Source organism: Drouetiella sp. (assembly GCF_059504425.1).
Genome location: NZ_JCACIN010000110.1, coordinates 1 through 20,912, shown reverse-complemented (window position 1 = coordinate 20,912; position 20,912 = coordinate 1). Strand labels below are relative to the sequence as shown.

Here is a 20,912-nt window from a genome sequence, read left to right as displayed (position 1 = left end):
TATTGAGACTCATGAAAGCCTATAGTCGGCTCACGAAGTCGATCGCTCCATCGCTTTACGGGTGTAACTACTGAACCATGACTGAAGATAACTTGATTGAAAGCAATTTGACTCAAGGCAATTTGGCTACAGGCAATTTAATCCCAGAAAATTTAGCCTCAGAAAATTTAGCCTCAGAAAATTCAACTCAGGGCAATTCTAAAGCAGCTAAACCCAAGCATATTATCCTCACTTCCCATCAGCATCGGGGCAAAGCCGTTCCTATCCATTGGGGTGCAGAAAATCCGAGCGATCGCGGCCCCATCATTGGCTCAATCCGCAATCTGCAACATCGGAACGTCATAGGCACCCATGCCGGATCGTATGGTGTCTATCGTGCCCTGGCGGTAGCAAGCGGCGATCTTGATCCCACCCACAAAGCCGATCTCACCAATACATCGCCCCCTGTGCAGATTGGGCCTTACCCAAGCTGGAGCGATCCGGATAAAATTGTCTCACTCGATCCGTTTGGGGCTTTTGCTGGCAATGTTTTCACAGACTATGAGTCAGAGGGATACGACATTCTGCCGACCATCGCCATCACCAAAGCCCACATCAACCTCCCAGAGCTAAAAGAGGCTGTCGCCCAAGGTCGCATCACGGTGGACGGCAAGCTGCTGAAGTCAGATGGCAATTTGTTGGTGACGAAGGCGGCGATCGATCCCGTTTGGTATCTTCCTGGCATTGCTAAACGGTTAAACATCGAGGAAACAGATTTGCGGCGCGTTCTGTTTCAGCAAACAGGCGGTATGTTCCCCGAACTGGTGACGCGACCCGATCTTCATGTGTTCCTGCCACCGATCGGCGGTTCAACCATTTATATTATTGGCGATGAGAAAGCGATCGTCGATCCCACGAAACCTTTGGCGGTACGGGTGCATGACGAATGCAATGGCTCGGATGTATTCGGCTCTGATATCTGCACCTGTCGTCCTTATCTCGTTCACGGTATCGAGGTTTGTATTCAGACAGCACAAGAAGGTGGCGCAGGCGTGATTGTCTATTGTCGCAAAGAGGGTCGGGCTTTGGGTGAAGTGACAAAGTTCTTGGTCTACAACGCCCGCAAACGTCAGGAGGGAGGCGATCGCGCCGATGCCTATTTTACCCGTACCGAGTGCGTTGCCGGAGTTCAGGACATGCGCTTTCAAGAGCTGATGCCGGACATGCTGCACTGGCTAGGAATTACGCGGATCGATCGCCTTGTCTCCATGAGCAACATGAAATACAACGCCATCACCCATGCCGGAATTGAGGTGGTGCAGCGGATCGCCATTCCGCCAGAGCTGGTTCCTGCCGATGCACAAGTGGAGATCGAAGCTAAAAAAGCTTCAGGCTATTACTCGGAGGATGAGGTATTAGCCGCAGAAGAATTGGCGCAGATCAAAGGGCGAGACTATTGAGAGCCTTTAGCAACTCAGCACTAAATTGTCACGGTGAACTACCGTTTCTTCGCCTGCGTATCCTAAAATCTTGAAAATCTCATCTGAGTGATGCCCCAAGATCTGTTGCAGTTCTCCACTGCCGTAGTTAACGATGCCACGGGCGATCTCCTGACCCGCCAGATCGCAGAGCTGCACTGCATCTTGGGTTTGAAACTCGCCTTCGATTTCCTTAATTCCGGCGGCAAGCAGCGATCTGCCCGATTGACAGAGTGCTTTGACGGCTCCCGGATCAAGGTAAAGCTTGCCTGCCGGAACTAAACCATGGGCAATCCAGCGCTTGCGGGCATTGAACGGGCGCGGCTGCGGCTCAAACTGCGTGCCTAAAGATTCGCCCTGCAAAATTTTCTCAATGTTTTGGGGCGATCGCCCTTCCGTAATCACTGTGCGAATTCCAGCCGTAGTCGCAATCCGGGCAGCCGCAATTTTTGTCACCATGCCGCCCGTGCCCCAGGTGCTGCCCCGATCGCCTACTTCTGCCTCCAGATGATCGATGCTATCTACCGTTAAGATCGGCTGAGCATCTGGATTATGGCGCGGATCGGCGGAGTAGAGGCGATCGACATCGGTTAGCAAAAACAGCCAGTCCGCCTCCACCAAGCTAGCAACCATTGCCGACAGCGTATCGTTATCGCCAAACTTCAGTTCTTCGATCGCCAGCGTGTCGTTTTCATTCACAATCGGAATTACCCCCAGCTTCAGCAATTGCCGAAACGTGCGGTAGGCATTGACATAGCGGCTGCGCTGTACCAGATCGCTGCGGGTCAGCAACACCTGGGCGATCGGCTGACCTAACACGCTAAACAGATCGTCATAGACTCGCATCAGCCGCCCCTGCCCCACTGCCGCCACCGCCTGCTTCATCGAAATCGTGCGCGGACGCTCGGTAAGACCCAGCCTTGCGCAGCCTACGCCCACGGCTCCAGAGGAAACTAGAATGACCTGATGCCCCTGCTGGCGAAGCTGGCTAAGGGTTTCTACAAGCTGAGCGATCGTCGCCAGCGCCAAAAACCCCGTTTCGGGTTGGGTCAGGCTAGAAGTACCAATTTTGATGACGATCGTTTGAGCCATGGGTACGCTTGAAAAGAGCTGCTTGAGAATAGCAAGTTTAGACACCAAATAGTAAAGCGCCAACCCTCAAAAATGAGAATTGACGCTCCACAAAATATTTACAGTTTTTATGAGTCGAGGTCTTTAATTAGCTTGACCTCTTTATATATGTGTTCAGAGTAGCAAGGCTTAGGCCGATTCACAGCGGTCTTAATTTTTTCTTTAGAATTGTGGTTTAAGTTTAATTTTCATGAGATTTTGTAAAGTTTTATTTATATAGAGGCGATCGTCCTCATTTTTGCTGAATCTTTTTCCAGTTCCTTAAGACACACTTTCAGCCCCTGCCTCTAACGAAAAATTTCTGCCATGCTATCCTAGTTAAGCTGTCTAAAATCACACATTCAGGATTTCGGGTGTTTCAGCAAGGCATATGCTCTGCCAGAAATGCACCTGGATGGAGGATAAACCCGAAAAAGGAGTAAATTCATGCCCGTTGTTACTTTGGCTCAATTATTGGAGTCTGGTGTTCACTTTGGGCACCAAACCCGCCGATGGAACCCCAAGATGTCCCCCTACATCTACACATCCCGGAACGGGGTTCACATCATTGACTTGGTGCAGACTGCCCAGCTCATGGATGCAGCCTACAACTACCTGCGCAAGGCTTCCGAACAGGGCAAGCGCGTCCTGTTTGTCGGCACAAAGCGGCAGGCGGCAGGCATCATTGCCCAAGAGGCGCTACGTTGTGGCTCTTACTATGTCAACCAGCGCTGGTTGGGCGGAATGCTCACCAACTGGGTGACGATCAAAACTCGCGTCGATCGCCTCAAGGATCTAGAGCGTCGTCAAGAAACAGGTGCACTGGACTTGCTGCCCAAGAAAGAAGCGGCAGTGCTGCGCCGTGAGCTGGAAAAGCTGCAAAAGTATCTGGGCGGTCTCAAAGGGATGCGCAAAGTGCCCGATATCGTAGTGATTGTGGATCAGCGTCGAGAATACAACGCCGTGCAGGAATGCCAAAAGCTAAATGTGCCGATCGTTTCTCTGTTAGATACCAACTGCGATCCTGACACCGTAGATATTCCAATTCCAGCTAACGATGATGCGATTCGATCGATCAAGCTGATTGTCGGACGGCTAGCAGACGCGATCTACGAAGGTCGTCATGGTGAGCTAGAAGCCGAGGAAGAGTTTGACGATTATGAAGTTGCAGACGAAGATTATGTCTTCGATGAAGCTGATTTCCCGCCTGACGAAGAAGGGACAGACAAATAGTAAGGCGATCGAGTCTGGTGAGGGGTGAAACGCCTAATTGTGGGCTTCATCCCTCGCGGTTGATCCATATCCCTATATCCTAGATTCAGACCTCAAAGATTCAGACCTCAAACCTAGAGACACAGGACTAAAGCAATGGCGGAAATATCGGCAAAGCTTGTGAAGGAGTTGCGCGATAAGACTGGCGCAGGAATGATGGACTGCAAGAAAGCCCTTGCAGAATCCGACAGCGATGTAGAAAAGGCAATGGAATGGCTACGCCAAAAGGGCATCACTTCGGCAGGTAAGAAAGCCGGAAAAGTGACAGCCGAAGGCTTAGTAGGCAGCTACATTCACACGGGTGGACGGGTTGGCGTGTTGGTAGAAATCAACTGTCAGACTGACTTTGTTGCCCGAAACGAGGCTTTTCAGGTCTTGGTGAGAGATATTGCCATGCAGATTGCTGCCTGCCCCAACGTGGAATATGTCAAAGTCGAAGACATTCCTCCAGACGTGGTGATTAAGGAAAAAGAGATTGAGATGGGCAAAGACGATTTGTCCAATAAGCCCGTCAACATCCGCGAGAAGATTGTGGAAGGTCGGATTGATAAGCGCCTTAAGGAGCTGTCTCTGCTCGATCAGCAATACATCAAAGATCAGAGCATCACGGTTGCCGAACTGGTGAAGCAAAAGGTAGCAAGTTTGGGTGAAAACATCCAGGTGCGACGCTTTGTCCGCTTTGTTATGGGCGAAGGCATTGAGAAGCAAGAGGAAGATTTTGCAGCAGAAGTGGCAGCTCAAACTGCGGTGAAGGAAGCAGCGGCTGTAGCTGAAGCACCTGTGGCAGAAGCGCTCGTAGCTGAAGCGCCTGTAGAAGTTGAGGCGCCTGCTGAGGAAGCCAAAGCTGAGAAGTCTGATAAGAAATCTAAGAAGTCCAAAAAATAGCTGATGGCTCCTTAGTTAGTTAGCTCAGTCGTTGAAGCAATTTTGGGATATCTGGGTAATGGGTCGTAAGGTCTGAGCATTGCTCGATCGCCTACTCATTACTCATTTTTTATGGCAATTTTCCATCCCAATTTTGCTGCTAATCAACTTTTGTGGCTGAACTCGCTATCCTGGAATCTGAATTAACTTCCTATCTAATTTTTGCAAACCCATATCCTAGATCGAATGGTTAGACCCGTTGAGCAAATTGAGCAAGAGATCGCCAAACTCGATCAGGCGGTACGGACGATCGCTCAAGAGTTCCACGATACCTATACGCCCTATCTAGCGGCTCTGGGCAAAACCGTGCGGCAGCAGCTCGTCTTGGCAAGCTACCACATCTGCACCCATGGTTATCCAGAGCAGTTTTTGCAGCTTTCACTCCATCAGCGGCAAGAGCTTCAGCGATCGCTACGGCAGCTGGCTAAGCGGACTCAAGCCCAGCTTACCAATCAGCTTCAGGCAGCTCTAGAGTTAGATGAATCTGATCATAAACTGAGTTATGAGCTTAGCAACGAGTCAGAGAGTGAGCCTGATGAGGCTGGATTCTTGCTCGTTGAACTTGACGAAGCTGAACTTGACGCAGCTGAACTTGACGAGACTGAACCTGATGAGGCTGAACTTGACGAGGCTGAACCTGATGAAGCTGAACCTGGCGAGGCGAAACCTGATGTGCGTCGGGTCAGCTTAGATGAGCTATTAGAGCGATCGCCCACTCAGCCCATTACTCCCATAGCCCTGGCAGATTGGCAGGAGCAGCTAGAACAAGACATCGTTGAGCACCTGCAAAATCTCTCTCATGCTGCCAACCGTTTGCTGCAACAAAGCAAAATTCTCCCTAGCCAACTCCCGGCTCCCATCTTAGAAATTGCATCTAGGGCGGATGTCATCTCTGAAACGCCTGTCGGTTCACCTAATCTGATTAGTTTGCTGATCGAGAGCGACTCAGAAGACTCGGCAATGACTCAAATCACGACTATTCGTCTGCATCTGTCAGAAATTGAGTTTAGCGACACTACCGTTGCGCTATGGCGATCGAAAGTCCGTACTCTGGTAGCACAGCTCAACAAGCTGGGGCGAGAATATCAGAAGCGGCAAAAAGAAAAGGCGATCGCTCAAGCCGAATCCGCATGGCGATCGAGCTGGTATGAAGACTAGCGGTTTGGCAATTATTAACTGACGGATTGATGCCTATGGGTAGATGGGTAGATGGGTGGATGGGTGGATAGGAAACTCTCGTCCACTCATCTGCCCGCCAACTATTATTTAACTAATCGCTAGCGCTGGATCTTGCCCTTTCTCTTCCTTTCTTATGGACTGGCTACGCCTGCAAAAAGCCCTCTCTGTCGAAGCCGATCGCGGCTTCAATGATTTGGTGGGCAGCCAGTATCGGTTCAGCGAATTCCTCAGCTTTAGTCTGGCACAGCCGCCCACAGAGCTGACTCAGAATGAACGACAGCGATCGCAGGAAATTTCCCAGGAGTTCACGCGCTATACAGAACTCAGCTTTGCCCAACGGCAGCACTTGGTTGCCGAAACCCGCCGCTTTATTTACCAGACCCGTAAGCAGTTGGAGGAGCGATCGACACCGGATTCAGAAACGGCTGAACAATCCGGCATCCGCTACTCTTCTGTTCAACCATCAACTACCGTCGCTAAGGCGGCTCAGAAAAAAGTTCCTCGGACAAAGCCTTTGGTGGAGCCAAAAAGCAGAGCGCCCGTCAAGCTCGATCAGGCAGTCACCTATCTGCCAGGAGTAGGGGTGAAGAATGCCGAGCGGCTGGCAAAGCTAGGGCTAAATACCGTACGCGACGTGCTGTACTACTATCCGCGCGACCATATTGACTACGCCCGTCAGGTAAAAATTCGGGAGCTGGAGCCAGGAGAGACGGTGACGCTAGTGGTCACAGTGAAAAAATGCACCTGCTACAGCAGCCCGCGTAATACCAAACTCACCATTTTTGAGCTGGTGGTGCGTGACTCTAGCGGACAGATGAAGCTGAGCCGTTTTTTTGCTGGAAGTCGGTATCAAAATCGCGGTTGGCAGGAGCAGCAAAAGCGTCTGTATCCCATGGGTGCAACGATCGCCGCATCGGGCTTAGTCAAGCAGAGCAAGTTTGGCATGACGCTAGACAATCCGCAAATTGAGGTGTTAGATCATTCGGGAGCCTCGATCGACTCCATGCAGGTCGGTCGCGTGGTGCCTGTTTATCCCCTTACCGATGGGGTAGGCGCTGACGTGGTGCGCAAGGCAGTAGTGGAGGCGTTGCCTGCCGTGTCGCAGCTTCAGGAGCCATTGCCGGATGGTCTGCGCACCAAGTATGAGCTAATTGGCTTACAGGAGGCGATCGCCCACATCCATTTCCCTCCCCATGCTGAGGCTTTAGCGGCAGCCCGACGACGGCTGGTATTCGATGAATTCTTTTACCTACAGCTCGGCTTGCTAAAACGCCGCATGACTCAGCGCCAGCAGCAAACCACCGCCAAGCTGGCTGCCACAGGCGAACTGATCGAAGAGTTTTATCGGGTGCTGCCCTTTAAGATGACCAATGCCCAGCAGCGGGTAATCAACGATATCCTCAATGACATCCAGACTCCTACCCCGATGAATCGGCTGGTGCAAGGCGATGTCGGGTCAGGAAAAACTGTTGTGGCGGTCGTTGCCATCCTGGCGGCAATTCAGTCAGGCTTCCAGGCGGCGCTGATGGCTCCCACTGAAGTCCTGTCTGAGCAGCACTACCGCAAATTGGTGGGTTGGTTCAATCTGCTGCATCTGCCTGTTGAGCTGCTGACAGGTTCTACCAAGGTTGCCAAGCGACGGCAGATTCACGCCCAGCTGGCAACAGGCGAACTGCCGCTGCTAGTGGGCACCCATGCGCTGATCGAAGACCCGGTGCAGTTTCAAAAGCTGGGGCTGGTGGTGATTGATGAGCAGCATCGGTTTGGGGTGCAGCAGCGCGCCCGCCTCCAGCAGAAAGGCGACTATCCCCATGTGCTGACGATGACGGCGACTCCCATTCCCCGCACTCTAGCGCTAACGATGCATGGCGATCTAGAGGTGAGTCAAATTGACGAGCTGCCGCCGGGACGCAAGCCGATTCAAACGACAGTGCTGTCGGGGGGCGATCGCGCTCATGCTTATGATCTGATTCGCCGAGAAATTGCTCAGGGTCGTCAAGTGTATGTGGTGCTGCCGCTGGTGGAGGAATCGGAAAAGCTGGATCTGAAGTCAGCGATCGAAGAATTTCAACACCTACAAGAGGGCGTTTTCCCGGAGTTTAGGGTGGGGTTGCTGCATGGGCGCATGAGTTCGGCAGAGAAGGACGAGTCCATTAGCCAGTTTCGGGATAACCAAACTCAGATCTTGGTGTCTACAACAGTCGTGGAGGTCGGGGTTGATGTTCCGAATGCTTCGGTCATGCTGATCGAACACGCCGATCGCTTCGGTCTATCGCAGCTCCACCAGTTGCGGGGGCGGGTAGGACGCGGCGGAGATCAGGCTTTTTGTCTGCTCATGAGTAGCTCAAAATCAGAAACGGCGAAGCAGCGGCTAAAGGTATTAGAGCAGTCGCAGGACGGCTTTTTTATCTCCGAAATGGATATGCGGTTTCGCGGCCCTGGTGAAGTGCTGGGCACCCGCCAATCGGGCTTACCCGACTTTGCGCTGGCGAGTTTGGTCAACGATCAGGATGTGCTGGAGGTGGCACGAGAAGCCGCAGAAAAGCTGATTGCCATCGATGCCACTTTGGAGCGCTGGGCACTACTGCGATCGGAGTTGGAGTATCGGTATCAGCGTCTTATGGGTGGCACAATTTTGACGTGATGGGCTAGCTCATAGTGCATAATTGCCCTATCCAAAACCGCTTAAGCCCTTCGGTGTGTGCTAGTAAACCTAGAGGCTTTACTATCGCTTGAACTCTTAGAGAAGCTAAATGATGTATTGGGTAGTTCTAGTGGTTAATTTTTATCTACGGTGAAGCTAATTATACTGTTGAGTAGAAGACTTAGTCTTTATCGAGGATTGTCAGTGGACTTAAATTCACCAATGAAATTAGAAATTCGAGATTTCTTTTATGCAATTTCATTAGTTATATCTGCAATATCTCTCTTTATATCTGGTTATTGGAATAGCTTGAGAGGAGCGAAATTTATTGCTGTAGCACCTCGCTTTGCCATCTATCTTTATGTTGCAGACAGACAAGATTTCCTCATTCTACCCATAACAATCGCAAACATTGGCGCTCAAATTGGAGTTGTCGATTCTCTCTATCTTAAAGTATCAAAGTCAGCATACGAAAATGAGCCAATCTTTTATGCTATTTCGGACGGGGAAGGACTTGAAGAATTTTTTAAGCATATTCCACTAGCAGGTATGTCGTATGAAATACCGTTTACTGAACCTAGCTTAAAGGATTTGCCTCGTCCATTTGTACTGAAGCCAGGAGAGAGCCAAACAAAGTATCTATCCTTTATCGCTCCCTCTGATTGGGTCTTATCTTTATCCATAAGCAAATTTGCCGTTTACGGTGATATCAGTGGCAAGAAGAAGCCACAAAAAATTCTAGAGCAAGAGTTAAAAATCCAAAATCTCCCGGCTACTACAAGCTTTGCTCAAGGATTTAACCTTGTACCAAATCAACCTCTTACATTAGGCAAGTTTCCATAGAAACTGAAGAGACGATGCATGAGGCTAATCACCTCATCAGCATTGCGGGTTGAGAGGATCGCCCCCACTCCTTAACTTCTCAACTAAGGTATTAAGCGTTATGTCGTAATTTGATCTAGGGAAATAGCCCTTGTGCAAAGCATTTCAGACGGAGCGATCGTAGTTTGAGGTGGTCTCAATTGCCTAAAGGATATTCAGCGGGGAACCGGAATTCATCCTAGGCTAGGAGGCGTTCCTGTCCGCAGCTCTTAGCGAAGGCAGCTAAATAGGAGTAGCGACCCGCTTTACCCGTCACAAATAACCTCTTGGAATTAACTGATTACCTCTAAACGGTTAGTGTGCAAGCGGATTTTTATGCAGCGATCGCTCACATTCACTGCTAGGTTCACAGCTATGCCTAGAGCAATTTGAGCTGTCAGGCTGTGTGTAGCTCTACGCAGGGTTCATCATGGCAGTGATGGACTTCGACAAGCACATGAGAGAGTAATGGAATGTGATTAAGTAAGCTTTTATAATATTCTGGCTTCTGAGGATAATGAGTAACAAGGGAAACTGTGGCTGCTAGATGATTTTCGCTAAGGTTCCAAACGTGCAAATCGGTAACACGATTGTCAGCATCTTGTTCAACCGCATTTACGATCGCCAGCTTTGTTTCTTTATCAACTGCTCCGTCCAGCAAGATGGAACCAGTTTCACGAACCAGTCCATAAGACCATCTTGCAATCACTAAGGCCCCAATTAAACCCATTACTGCATCCATCCAAACCCAGCCTAAAAACTTCCCTCCGAGTAGGGCAACTATTGCAAAAACCGAAGTTAAGGCATCTGCTAGAACGTGAATGTAGGCAGCACGGAGATTGTGATCATGATGGGGATAGTCATGGGAATGACCGTGATGGTTATGGGAATGATCATGATGCTCTTGCAACAAAAAAGCACTGGCAAGATTTACTATTAATCCAATAACCGCAATATAGATTGCCTCATTGAACTGGATAGATTGAGGCTCAAGAAGACGGACAGATGACTCAACTGCTATGGCAAGAGCCACTACTGCAAGTACAATCGCGCTAGTAAAACCCCCCAGCACACTGACTTTACCTGTACCAAAGGTATATCTGGGGTTGTTTGCATGTCTTCGGGCGTATTGATAGGCAAACACTGCAATACCAAAGGCTCCAACATGTGTTGCCATATGCCAACCGTCAGCAAGCAGAGCCAGCGAACCAAAGGTTGTACCAGCTACAATCTCAGTAATCATTGTCACTGCTGTGAGCAAAAGCACTATTTTGGTATTTTTTTCTGCCTGATTCTGATCGGCAGAAAAATTATGAGAGTGTTGCCATTGTTCAAGAGTATGGATGTGCATAAAACTATCTAAAGAAGAATTGGACTAAGTTCGCAAGCGATCGCCTATCAATTTTTTACTGCCCGTAGCGAAGGCTTCTATCTTCACTGTGACTCTTTCCTCAGCATTCATCTTAAATGACTGCCCCAATCAGCCGACAACCTAAGCAGCCTAAAAATCTATAGGAAGATGCACATCATATAGCGCCACGCGCTTAGATCCAATGAGTTATTTTTTGAGAGCCTCGCTCCGCGAGGCTCTCAAAAATAACTCGTCCTAACTCAATTACTTAATGCTCTACATTAGGTAATACTGCTTATTAAGTTGCTGTAAGACTCGGCGATCGCCAATTAAATCTCTCACAGGAAAGCTCATGAACTGAGCCGCTATTTCTGCTTAAGCCGTTTTTGCTTGGGCTGTTTCCGATTCGACCCAGGTGGCGTTCGATCTGCCCCAAAATATTTTTCGCTTCGGTAGCGCAACCACACTCGCAGGGCTTCTGGAATCTGCTCTTTTTGTTCTTTCGTCAGGGTATTGTAAAGCGCTAAGGCGCGATCGCGTTCTCCCCGGCAGGCGGCATTGTTGTGAGCATCCCAATAGCTCCGAGCCACCCGAATCCGCCGACAGACTTCCTTAATCAGCGCTTCTCCAGTCAGTGGGTCTTCCTGCTTTGCCATAGCTTCTCTAGTTAAGTGTGAGTTAAAAGTAAGATGGGATCAGGTTGACGTAGCGAAATTTCTTATGAGAACCCAGCGAACTCGCAGTCAAGAGCGGATTTTGAGCTTGCTCAAGTCTTTAAACCGGGCAATTTCTGCCCAAGATATCTACATGGATCTGCGAAACCGCAGTGAAAACATGGGGTTGGCAACGGTATATCGATCGCTAGAAGCCCTGAAGCTTGAAGGCGTGGTACAAGTCCGTACGCTGGGCAACGGCGAATCCCTCTACAGCACGGTTCAACAAGATCGTCATCACCTGACCTGCCTTCAGTGTGGCGCTTCTACACCCATTGATCAATGTCCTGTTCATGAACTCGAACATCAACTGAATCAATCTTACGAGTTTAAGATCTTCTACCACACCCTAGAATTTTTTGGGGTCTGCACGACCTGCCAGCTTGTCCAGGCATCTGGCGCTGGAGGTTGAACTTAGACTAAAGTCCTCAGCCCCAAAAACTTGAAGATTGAACTGGAATTAGGGGCGATCGCTAGCAGCAAAGCGCTCTTGCATATCTTGTTACAGGAAGGCTGCCCTACTGGCTTCTTCTTGAGTAGGATTTACGCAGATTGAAGCGAAATCCGCCCCCCAAATCCCCAATTCTGGGGGAGCCGGAGTTCAGAGTCCCCCAATTCTGAGGGGCGGATGCATAAGTCCTATTAAAACGAAAACTCTAATTTCTCATTTTAGTCAGTACCTATACCTGTGATCTTTGTGATTACAGGTATAGGCACTGATCTTGACCTAAACCAAGCCTACGACCGATCGCACTTAACACAAGCCACCATAGATACAATCACTAAGGTTCTTACCAAAGTGAAAGAAACGCTGAAGGCGCTAATTGGCAGAAATAATACTGTACAAATACTAAGCGGGTGGGCGGAATCGAACCCCCATTATTAGCTTGGAAGGCTAAAGTTTTACCACTAAACTACACCCGCAAGAGTTAAGGCTACTTAGCTATGCCTTTCCCAGTATAGCATTCCTTCATCTAAAGGTGCAATTTCAAGGCGATACTTGAATTCCACCTGCCGTTAGATGCGTTGTCCAAATACTCAGATCATTGTCAGGAATTGCAGCGGAGAGTCGCTGATAAACTTGTTTTGCCTGAGCTTGAGTCTCCACTAGAGCAAATACCGTTGAGCCAGAGCCGGACATCATCACACCCAAAGTTTCCATCTGCTCTAACGCTTGCCGCAGTTGAGCTACCTTGGGATAGGCAGGTAAGACAACTTTCTCTAGGTCGTTATGCAACAACTGCCCAATGCGTTTGCTATCCCGTTGACCGATCGCCCCCACCATTTCGCCCGAATGCATCTGCTGTCTGCGCCCTGTTTGCTCTGCTGGATCTGAAATGTAGGAACTGCCAAACTGCTGCCGATAGGCTTTGTATGCCCAGGGTGTTGCAACAGCTATACTGCGATATTTTGCTAACACGACATGGAGATGATCAGGGCTGGGCAGGGGCGCAAGCTGTTCGCCTCGGCCTGTGGCGATCGCCGTTCCACCCGAAATACAGAAGGGGATATCTGAGCCGAGTCGAGCCGCCAATGCCTGAAGCTCTGAGTGGGTCAGCCCCAAATTCCACATCAAATCTAGCCCGACTAGCACAGCGGCCGCATTGGCTGAGCCACCCGCCAGTCCGGCTCCCATGGGAATTTTTTTTTCGAGCATGATATCTACGCCGCCCAGCTTTTCAAAGAGCTTAGGAAATTGCTGCGCCATCAGATCTGCCGCCCGATAAGCCAGATTGCTTTCGTCTATGGGCACCTGCGGGTTATCGCAGAACACGCGAATGCGATCGGTACCATTGGCACGCAGATCAACGCGATCGCTCAACGCCACGCTCTGCAAGATCATCGCCAGCTCATGATAGCCGTCAGGACGATCGCCAATAATTTCCAGATAGAGATTGATTTTCGCGGGGGCAATCAAAGAATAGGCGCGCATGGCTGATAGTCTGGATGGCTGATAGCTGGATTGAGCCTACTCCAGCTTATTACTCAATGCCACCCAATGGGCAACGCTAAGATCTTCAGCGCGAGATTGTGGATTGAGATCGAGAGATTCGAGCAATTCATTCAGGCGATCGCGGTCTACAACGCTCTGCAAGTTATTTCGCAGCATCTTACGCTTGGTCGCAAAACCCAGTTTTACCAGCTTGTCGAGCTGTCGCGGATTGTTCGCCAAAGGCTGAGGCGATCGAGGCAGAATCCGAATCACGGCTGAATCAACTTTAGGAGGCGGATAGAATGCGCTAGCAGGAACAGTGCAGATCCGCTCACAGTCGGCAAGGTACTGCACGCGCACCGTAAGCGCCCCAAAGGCTCTAGAGCTGGGCTTAGCACAGAGGCGATCGGCAACTTCTTTTTGCAAGAGCAGCACGATGCTGTCGAGGGGAGCGGGATTGGGTTGGGCGATCGTTCCTAACAGCTTTTCTAGAATCGGGCCAGTGATGTTGTAAGGAATGTTTGCAACTACTTTATTGGGATGCTGGAAATTGGGAAAGCCTGCCAATATGGGAGGCAGATCTAGCGACAGAAAATCGCCTTCTAGCAGCAAAAAATTGGGAGTCTTGCCTAGCTTTTGCGCCAAACTTTTACACAAATCGCGATCGATTTCCACCGCCACAACCGACTGCGTGCGCGTCAAAAGCTGGCGCGTCAAAATACCCGTGCCGGGGCCAATTTCGAGGAGGCGATCGCTTTTTTCTAGCTTTGCCGCACCCACGATCTGCGCCAGTGCCGTATCGCTACGGAGCCAATGTTGTCCAAACTGTTTGCGAGGGAGGGGCATGGGTTAAGCGTAGGTCAAGCCGTATGCAGCAAAATCTGTTTGGAAGAAGTTCAACTCAAACAGATAGATTTAAAGAAGGGTAATTAGTTGTAACTAAAAGTGTAACTGGACTCATCATTGTAGTCGGCAATGGCACATTAGAAACATGATTCTTGTGAGAAGTGTTCTAATGAAATCACTGACTGTTCGTTCTGGTTTTTCGATTAAAAAAGCGTGTATGCTACCGCTCCTCATGGGCGTATTGAGTTTATCTATGACGAATCCCGCGTTTGCAGAGGCTGAGCGCATGTTGAGAACATTGACGGTGACAGGTATGGGTACAGAGTCGATTCCTACGACCTTGTCTCAGGTGCAGCTTGGCGTTGAGGTGCAGGGCAAAACCGCAGAAGAAGCCCAGCAGGAGGCGGCACAACGCTCCTCTGCCGTGGTGGAGCTACTGCGATCGCGCAATGTGGATAAGCTTCAGACCACGGGCATTTACCTCAGCCCTGCCTATGACTATAGCGACGGACAGCAAAAGCTGAGAGGTTATACCGCCACCAATTCCGTCAGCTTTCGTCTGCCAACCGATCGCGCAGGCACCCTACTGGATGATGCAGTAAAGGCAGGGGCAACGCGGATTGATAGCGTCAGCTTTGTGGCTGAAGACAGCGCAGTTTCCACGGCTCAGAAGCAGGCAATTCGTGAGGCAACTCAAGATGCCCAAGAGCAGGCGGAGGCAGCGTTGAGCGCTCTGGGGCTACAGCGCAAGGAAATTGTGAGTGTACAGGTGAATGGAGCAACGCCACCCACGCCGATCTTTGCTAGAGAGCAGAGAACGATGGCGATGGCGGACAGCGCTGCCCCTACCCCTGTGGTAGGCGGTGAGCAGGAAGTGCAAGCCTCTGTGACGCTTCAAATCAGCTACTAGACTCAGTAGATCTCAAACAGGGTTTTGGGTTGCGCTACGCGCAACCCAAAACTCTAAAAAGTTAACTTTTTAGAGAATTAACGAGCATTTACGATCTACTGAGACTCAGTGATGAGATTACTCAAGATGTTGTTTCTTGGGGAGGCACTGCTCAGCAGTGTCTCTCGAAAGGTGCTCCCGCGCTGCCATACCCCTTTGTTACCATAGGAGTATCCTAAGTTTGGGCTTCATCCATGCGGTTTATGTCTCGATCGCTTCTAGCTGCAGTCGGTTTAGCTATGGGTGCCTTCACTCCATTTCTGATGCAGGCAGGACAGGCGGTTGAGTTGCGGGGAGAAGTATATTTTGATCATCCGCCGACGCTTGTCAATGCCATGACGACTGAGCGACGCACCACTGCATCAAGCGCCACTTATTACTTTACGCTGACGGTACCTGAAGACGCAGGTGAGCCTCTACAACGGATTACGATCGCTCAGAAAGACGGCTCAAGCTTCGATCAGCTAGTCCGCTACAACACGGAAGCAACCCGTGCTTTTATAGGGACTCCTCGCAGTCGTTCTGAGGCAATCACGCTAGGCGCTACAACCTTCGATCGAGATAGCCAGACTGTTTCGGTGCTCTTCGATCCACCCGTATCGGCAGGAAAAACGGTCACAATTGGGCTGCGTCCCCGACGCAATCCGCTTTCAGATGGTGTGTATCTGTTTGGGGTGACGGCATATCCCGCCGGAGAGAAGGCTTACGGTCAGTTTTTGGGATATGGGCGACTCGACTTCGATAAGTCTGACAGCAATTTCTTCCCTTAATTTTTCTCCACAGCGGTTGGATCTCTTGCAAATCAGAGGTTTCAAGTTAGGCTTAGTGACGGCTACATCGCCACTAAACCTGACTTGAAAGGGATCTATTGAGACTATAGAAGTTGAACCTAGTGCGATTAAGTTTGCGCATGAATTCCGCGCTTTCCAAATCTCAATTTTTACAGCCGCAATCATGCAACAAACTTATACGAGAGAGCGTTGAAAGGGCGATCGGATGCACAGGGTCGGCTGCTCTCTAAATAAATCGATTAAGTTAAGGGCGGGAATGCAGCGGCACGCTAGCCGGATACCGGAGGCAGTCCCTAAGAATCTAGCGGGGAAAGCCCTCAAGGTGTTGAGCCAAGCGATCGACTAGGCTTCCCTCAGAGGAAGACTGCACTTCAGATTCGATTTGCTGTACCTTCTCAGTTGATAAACCCAGAAGGCTGACTAGCTGCTGATATGCCGCAGCTTCATCGGCATTGATATTGTCCTCTTGGGGCGATCGGGCACTACAAGAAATCACCTCATACGCTAACCGCAACACCATCTCTTTTTCCTCAGGGCTATGGAGCTTTGAGGTGATTTCTTCAAGAGGGATGTTTTGCTTCATGTAGTTTTGAAGCTCTTGACGAAGATGCTGTTGCTGAGCGGCATCTTTGGCAAAAATATTGCTGAAGCGATCGAGCATAATCTCAACTTCTTCAGCCGCAAGATCGCCATCTGCCCAAGCCATGGCGGTAACGGTGCGTAACAGGTTCATCTGACGAGGAGAAATAGACGGTGGGGTATGAACCATAAGACAATTCCTAATTAGATTGAGTTGTCTAGGCGATTGAGTGGTCTAAGCTAGATGGCTTTTAGGTTAGACTGCCTTGCTTACCTAAACTGCTTTGCTCACAAAGTATCATGAGAATCATAGGGTTTTACACGGCTTAAGCTTCTTGTTCGGAAGCAGTTACAGTCTGTTACGAAACCCTATTGTCTAGAGGTAACGATCGCAGCTTGACCCCTTTACATCAGAGAGCTAGAGTCCTAGTAACCCAAGCAAAACTCGACCTATGAATGAAGGCGATCGCACTTCTCCCAGTCCCCCTAACCCTGCCGATTGCCCAACCGTTTACCCTTGGGATCAGGGTGCGGCAGTCGTGGAAATTCAGGAACTGCTCTCTGCCCACGGTGCCTCAGGAATACGACCAGATGGCGACTTTGGCTCAAAAACCGAGAGAGCTGTAAAACTCTATCAAAAGCGGCACGGCTTACGAATTGATGGCGTTGTAGGTGCAGAAACCTGGACATCATTGCGATCGAGCATACAGCCCGGAAGCCGTCTGCTACAGCCAGGGCTAGTGGGTTCAGACGTAATGGAGCTACAGGGGCTGCTGCGTGTCTGTGGCTATGAGGTACGGCGGGATGGATACTTTGGTGAAAAAACCAGGGCTGCCATTAAGGCGTTTCAGAGAGAGCACCACCTTCGTCCCGATAGCATCGTCAATTCAACGATTTGGACTTTACTTCGAGGGCGCAGAAACCTCTCTTCGGCTTCTCCAACTCGAAACTATAAGCAGAAGAAAAGGTTCAAGTTCTTCTACTAAATTTTCTGACCTTTATAGCTGTCGCCATTTTGCTTAAAAAGTTTAGGGTGAGGAGCTTCGCGCCTCACCCTAAACTTCTCCGTCCTAACGTCTTGACGGTTGCTATAAAAATTCTAAGCCCTGCTTGGCAGAAGTCTGCCAAACAGGGCTTAGAATTTATGCCACCAATCTAGTTGCTAAAAGCATCTTTGATGTTGTCAACCGTGCGTTCAACAGCGTTCTTTGTGTTGTCTACTGCTTTCTGAGTGCGCGCTGCATCTTCTTCTGCTCTCTGCTCAATCCGCGCTGCATCTCTCTTGGCTTTGCGCTCAACAAAGCTGCCATCGCCATCTGTGGCATCCTCTACGCGGCTAGCATTCTTCTTCGCAGTTTGCTCAACCTTATCTGCCGTGTCTCGGATAAAGTTCTTAGCTCGTCCAGCGTCCTGTCTGGCTTTGTCTTGAACCTGGTCGCCCAGGTCTGAGGCCGCAATTAGGCTAGGAGCAGCGATCGCCATTCCACCTGACAAAAATGCGCCTGCGGAAGTGATTGTCGATAGGCAAAATAGCGCCATGGCAACCCAACGTCCCATAGCTGACAGTCGTTTTGTAAAAGAATTCAGTTTCATAGAATACAGTTCCACGTGATTTGATATTCTATTTCTACTAGATTTAATTGATTTACTTAATCACCCTCCAGGCAGAAGTTGTTCCTTTGGGCTGTCTCGATTTTCCTCTGATTCACCCGATCGCACCTTATCCAACCGATCACGATAGAAGATAGACAGAAGCGCTCTATATTTATTGCTTACCCTGCCAACTTTGCGACTCCATACTGTAGTGCCTCAATTCTCTCGACTGCTGATTGCCCTCCTAGCGCCCCTGATTTTTCTGACCGCCTGTAGCATTCCGCAGGTCAAAGCAGAAGATCGGCTATTTCTCGATCTTTCTCTCGATTTCCTGGGCGAATATCGGCTGCCGAAGCTTACCTTCGAGGATGCTCCGGTCGGTGGTTTGTCGGGTCTGACCTACGATCGCCAACGTGAGCGCTTCTACGCCATCTCAGACGATCGCAGCGATCGGGCACCTGCACGGTTTTATACCCTGAAGCTCAGCTTTAGTTCGGCGGGGGAGGCGATCGCCCTTAGCTCCGTCGAGATCGAGAAAGCCACGACTTTAATAGCAGAAGACGGTCGCCCCTATGCTGTTGGCACGATCGATCCAGAGGGAATTGCTCTCTCGCCGCGTCAGACTCTATTGATCTCTAGCGAAGGGGTTAGCCGCAACGGGATTCCCCCTTTCATTGATGAGTTTGATCTAGACGGGCGGTGGCAAAGCCGTCTGCCCATTCCCAGAGAGTTTTTGCCTGACACGATCGAGGGTCAGCCTGTCGGCATTCAGGACAATCTAGGCTTTGAAGCTCTGACTCTTAACGCCAGCGGCTCGGCAGGGGGGCGGCTGGAACCGTTTCGGGTGTTTTCGGCAACTGAGGCTGCCCTTCAGCAGGATTTGCCTGAGTCGGACTCTTCGCAGCCTGTTCGCTTTCTGCATTACCTGGTAGGAGAGAATCAGACGACGCTGCTTGCCGAGCATCTCTATCTCTTGGAGCCTGTCGAGAACGCCGTCAATGGCTTAACTGAACTCCTGACGCTTGATCAAGCTGGTCATTTTTTGAGTCTGGAGCGATCGTTTGGCGTGCTTGCCGGGTCTAATGCTCAGCTTTTTCAGATTGCTACGGGTGTGGCGACGGACATCTCAGGCGTTCCTACGCTCAAAGGAGATATTTCTGGAATTGCGCCGATTTATAAACGATCGCTGCTCAACCTTCAAGACTTAGGCATCCCGCTCGATAATTTGGAAGGCATGGCGATCGGGTCGCGCTTGCCCGATGGCAGCCGTAGCCTGATACTCGTGAGCGACGATAATTTCAATCCTGCTCAGGTGACTCAATTCCTCCTGTTTCGCATTCGCGGCATAGATTGAGAGGGAATTTACTCTGCCACAAAACCGTGATTTCCCCAGATTATTCCTTGCTATGATGAGATGTTCGGTTGAATCACGAACACAGGCTTGGAAGGCTCAGAAATTTCCTGAGCTGAGCGTGAAGTTTCTTAAGAGAGCTTTTGTGGTGTAGTTTCTGTGATTGAAAGAGTCGATTATTCTGCCATGCAACCATCAATTCCGTTGGGAACTATCTTGAAGGGCTACCGTGTTCTCAGTATTCTGGGACAGGGAGGGTTTGGTCGCACTTATCTGGCAGAAGATCAGGGGCGCTATAACGAACGCTGTGCCCTCAAAGAATTTATTCCGCCTCAGGGCAGCGCCTACGCTTTGACGAAGGCAAAAGAGCTGTTTCAACGCGAAGCCGCCATTCTCTACCAAATTCAACACCCGCAGATTCCGCAGTTTCGAGCCACTTTTGAAGATAATCAGCGACTTTTTTTAGTCCAAGACTACGTTGAGGGCAAGACGTTTCGGCTGTTGCTCAACGAACGCAAAGCCAAAGGCAGCACTTTCTCGGAGCCAGAGGCACTCCAGTTCATCCGTCAAATTCTGCCGATTTTGCACCACATTCACAGTAAAGGCATCATTCATCGCGACATTGCGCCAGATAATATTATTCTACGCCAGTCCGATAATTTGCCTGTGCTAATTGATTTCGGCGTGGTCAAAGAAATCGCGACTCGCGTTCAGTCGCCTGATGCTGTTGCCGAACCAACCACCGTAGGTAAATTTGGCTATGCTCCCAGCGAACAAATGCAGACGGGGCGCGCCTATCCCAGCAGCGATCTGTACGCGCTGGCAGTAACAGCGCTGGTGCTGCTGACCGGACAAGAACCTCAAGCACTGTATGACGATCGCAGCCTCACCTGGACTTGGCAGCGCTGGACGAAACTCAGTCCGGGGTTTGCCCAAGTTCTAGAGCGGATGCTGAGCTATCGTCCGAGCGATCGCTATGCCTCTGCTGCTGACCTAGCTCAAGCCCTCCAAATCGCGACAGAGCCAGCAGTCAATCCGGCAGGTGTGATCACTCAGGCTCAAGTTTCCCAGGTGCCTACCCCCGCCGCACCCGATGTGTCTCATATGCAGACCATGGCGATCGGTCGTCCTGCCCCGGCTGAAGCGCCCGTTCGAGCGAATGCTTCTCGGCGATCGTCCCCCTCTATTTCTACGCCCTCTTCTGGATGGGATAATCCTTTAGCTATTATCTTGACGGCGCTGGGAGTGGCAGTCGTTGCCGGAATCGCCAGCTGGGCGATCGTTAGCGCGCTCCGCAATGCCAATCAGCCTATCGCCAGCCCCACGCCGACTCCCACAGTTTCCCTCACGCCCACGCCC

Annotated in this window: 19 protein-coding genes and 1 tRNA gene; 12 read left to right on the top strand and 8 right to left on the bottom strand. The window is 50.3% G+C overall.

Annotated features, from left to right (window positions below; translation table 11 throughout):
* Nucleotides 1-77: 77 nt before the first annotated feature.
* Nucleotides 78-1,439, top strand: a complete 1,362-nt coding sequence (locus tag AC5JMP_RS24375) for a GTP cyclohydrolase II (protein WP_495854095.1) — start codon at nt 78-80, stop codon at nt 1,437-1,439.
* Between the two features lie 6 nt (nt 1,440-1,445).
* Here the strand turns inward: AC5JMP_RS24375 and proB are convergent, their stop codons facing one another.
* Nucleotides 1,446-2,549 (bottom strand): glutamate 5-kinase, encoded by a 1,104-nt coding sequence (gene proB, locus AC5JMP_RS24370; protein WP_495854184.1) that lies wholly within the window; start codon nt 2,547-2,549, stop codon nt 1,446-1,448.
* A 465-nt stretch (nt 2,550-3,014) separates the two neighbouring features.
* On the opposite strand from proB, the gene rpsB reads away from it, so the two are divergent.
* The 5 genes from rpsB (at nt 3,015) to AC5JMP_RS24345 (ending at nt 9,429) form a co-directional block, all read left to right on the top strand.
* Nucleotides 3,015-3,800: a 30S ribosomal protein S2 gene (gene rpsB, locus AC5JMP_RS24365; protein WP_495854094.1), complete on the top strand. Its 786-nt coding sequence runs from the start codon at nt 3,015-3,017 to the stop codon at nt 3,798-3,800.
* Between the two features lie 135 nt (nt 3,801-3,935).
* Entirely contained in the window at nt 3,936-4,724 is a 789-nt protein-coding gene (tsf, locus tag AC5JMP_RS24360; RefSeq protein ID WP_495854093.1) for a translation elongation factor Ts, read from the top strand.
* A gap of 225 nt (nt 4,725-4,949) precedes the next feature.
* Nucleotides 4,950-5,921 carry a hypothetical protein gene (locus AC5JMP_RS24355; RefSeq protein ID WP_495854092.1) on the top strand — a complete coding sequence of 324 codons (972 nt, stop codon included), beginning with the start codon at nt 4,950-4,952 and terminating at the stop codon, nt 5,919-5,921.
* A gap of 154 nt (nt 5,922-6,075) precedes the next feature.
* Nucleotides 6,076-8,586, top strand: coding sequence for an ATP-dependent DNA helicase RecG (gene recG / locus AC5JMP_RS24350; protein WP_495854091.1), 2,511 nt, complete (start codon nt 6,076-6,078; stop codon nt 8,584-8,586).
* Between the two features lie 204 nt (nt 8,587-8,790).
* Complete coding sequence (locus AC5JMP_RS24345; protein ID WP_495854090.1) at nt 8,791-9,429, top strand: hypothetical protein; 639 nt, start codon at nt 8,791-8,793, stop codon at nt 9,427-9,429.
* A 415-nt stretch (nt 9,430-9,844) separates the two neighbouring features.
* Here AC5JMP_RS24345 and dmeF read toward each other — a convergent pair whose 3' ends face one another.
* Both dmeF and AC5JMP_RS24335 read right to left on the bottom strand, forming a co-directional pair.
* A complete protein-coding gene (gene dmeF, locus AC5JMP_RS24340) occupies nt 9,845-10,798 on the bottom strand; it encodes a CDF family Co(II)/Ni(II) efflux transporter DmeF (protein ID WP_495854089.1) in 954 nt (317 codons plus the stop codon).
* A 365-nt stretch (nt 10,799-11,163) separates the two neighbouring features.
* Nucleotides 11,164-11,454 carry a Precorrin-3B methylase gene (locus AC5JMP_RS24335; protein ID WP_495854088.1) on the bottom strand — a complete coding sequence of 97 codons (291 nt, stop codon included), beginning with the start codon at nt 11,452-11,454 and terminating at the stop codon, nt 11,164-11,166.
* A gap of 64 nt (nt 11,455-11,518) precedes the next feature.
* Here AC5JMP_RS24335 and AC5JMP_RS24330 point away from each other — a divergent pair, with 64 nt between their 5' ends.
* A complete protein-coding gene (locus AC5JMP_RS24330) occupies nt 11,519-11,923 on the top strand; it encodes a Fur family transcriptional regulator (RefSeq protein ID WP_495854087.1) in 405 nt (134 codons plus the stop codon).
* Nucleotides 11,924-12,364: 441 nt separating this feature from the next.
* Here the strand turns inward: AC5JMP_RS24330 and AC5JMP_RS24325 are convergent.
* From AC5JMP_RS24325 to rsmA, 3 genes are all read right to left on the bottom strand, one after another.
* Nucleotides 12,365-12,435, bottom strand: a tRNA-Gly gene (locus AC5JMP_RS24325).
* Nucleotides 12,436-12,499: 64 nt separating this feature from the next.
* The gene (gene ispE / locus AC5JMP_RS24320; RefSeq protein WP_495854086.1) at nt 12,500-13,444 is read right to left on the bottom strand and encodes a 4-(cytidine 5'-diphospho)-2-C-methyl-D-erythritol kinase; all 945 of its coding nucleotides are present in this window, start codon (nt 13,442-13,444) and stop codon (nt 12,500-12,502) included.
* 36 nt (nt 13,445-13,480) lie between these two features.
* Complete coding sequence (gene rsmA / locus AC5JMP_RS24315; RefSeq protein ID WP_495854085.1) at nt 13,481-14,290, bottom strand: 16S rRNA (adenine(1518)-N(6)/adenine(1519)-N(6))-dimethyltransferase RsmA; 810 nt, start codon at nt 14,288-14,290, stop codon at nt 13,481-13,483.
* A 169-nt stretch (nt 14,291-14,459) separates the two neighbouring features.
* On the opposite strand from rsmA, the gene AC5JMP_RS24310 reads away from it, so the two are divergent.
* Both AC5JMP_RS24310 and AC5JMP_RS24305 read left to right on the top strand, forming a co-directional pair.
* Nucleotides 14,460-15,200, top strand: coding sequence for an SIMPL domain-containing protein (locus AC5JMP_RS24310; protein WP_495854084.1), 741 nt, complete (start codon nt 14,460-14,462; stop codon nt 15,198-15,200).
* Nucleotides 15,201-15,433: 233 nt separating this feature from the next.
* Entirely contained in the window at nt 15,434-16,009 is a 576-nt protein-coding gene (locus AC5JMP_RS24305) for a DUF2808 domain-containing protein (protein ID WP_495854083.1), read from the top strand.
* A gap of 322 nt (nt 16,010-16,331) precedes the next feature.
* On the opposite strand, the gene AC5JMP_RS24300 is transcribed toward AC5JMP_RS24305, so the two are convergent.
* Entirely contained in the window at nt 16,332-16,799 is a 468-nt protein-coding gene (locus AC5JMP_RS24300) for a tellurite resistance TerB family protein (protein ID WP_495854082.1), read from the bottom strand.
* Nucleotides 16,800-17,061: 262 nt separating this feature from the next.
* Here AC5JMP_RS24300 and AC5JMP_RS24295 point away from each other — a divergent pair, with 262 nt between their 5' ends.
* Nucleotides 17,062-17,595 (top strand): peptidoglycan-binding domain-containing protein, encoded by a 534-nt coding sequence (locus AC5JMP_RS24295; protein WP_495854081.1) that lies wholly within the window; start codon nt 17,062-17,064, stop codon nt 17,593-17,595.
* A 169-nt stretch (nt 17,596-17,764) separates the two neighbouring features.
* Here AC5JMP_RS24295 and AC5JMP_RS24290 read toward each other — a convergent pair whose 3' ends face one another.
* The gene (locus AC5JMP_RS24290) at nt 17,765-18,202 is read right to left on the bottom strand and encodes a hypothetical protein (protein ID WP_495854080.1); all 438 of its coding nucleotides are present in this window, start codon (nt 18,200-18,202) and stop codon (nt 17,765-17,767) included.
* Nucleotides 18,203-18,413: 211 nt separating this feature from the next.
* Here AC5JMP_RS24290 and AC5JMP_RS24285 point away from each other — a divergent pair, with 211 nt between their 5' ends.
* Together AC5JMP_RS24285 and AC5JMP_RS24280 are read left to right on the top strand one after the other, a co-directional pair.
* Nucleotides 18,414-19,556: an esterase-like activity of phytase family protein gene (locus tag AC5JMP_RS24285; protein ID WP_495854079.1), complete on the top strand. Its 1,143-nt coding sequence runs from the start codon at nt 18,414-18,416 to the stop codon at nt 19,554-19,556.
* Between the two features lie 183 nt (nt 19,557-19,739).
* On the top strand, nt 19,740-20,912 hold a 1,173-nt coding region (locus tag AC5JMP_RS24280; RefSeq protein WP_495854078.1), incomplete at its 3' end, for a protein kinase domain-containing protein.